Genomic DNA, 453 nt, shown 5'->3' on the forward strand with positions numbered 1-453 from the left:
CGTATTCTTATCATGAATATTCCTCCCTAAAGAGGATCTAAGTGTGAATTATGCAAAAAATGATGAAATTTGGCTGAAATAGCTTTCAGAGAAGTGCTGTTGGTTAACTCAGCTATTTTGTCTGAGGTAAGTTGATGTTTTAGTGCCATTTAGAGTCAGTGGTTTTGCATATACTCGCAGCTGCTTGAGAAGTGCCGTCGTCGCTTGTTGAGGTGTTCACAGTAGCGGCTGAATTCCTCCAATGTACCAACTGGACCATGAAATAGTTGGCCAAATTCGGCGACGATTTTAATCCAGTTTGCAGCTGGAATATTTAGTCTGTTCAAGATAGCTTCTGCACTGGAAGATATTGCGCCACGTTTGTCATCACGGATAACTCGACCCGTTTCATCAACCAGAATTAAGTAGTCTTTAAGTGAGAAAGCAATGCCTTTAGGCTGGTGTACTCTCTCA

Annotated in this window: 1 pseudogene; it reads right to left on the reverse strand. The window is 41.5% G+C overall.

What is annotated here, in order from left to right:
* Positions 1-155 precede the first annotated feature (155 nt).
* Positions 156-453: pseudogene (locus AB4238_RS05650) on the reverse strand (transposase); the annotation flags it as partial.

Origin of the sequence: Shewanella sp. 10N.286.45.A1, assembly GCF_041470405.1 — a bacterium.
GTDB lineage: Bacteria > Pseudomonadota > Gammaproteobacteria > Enterobacterales > Shewanellaceae > Shewanella.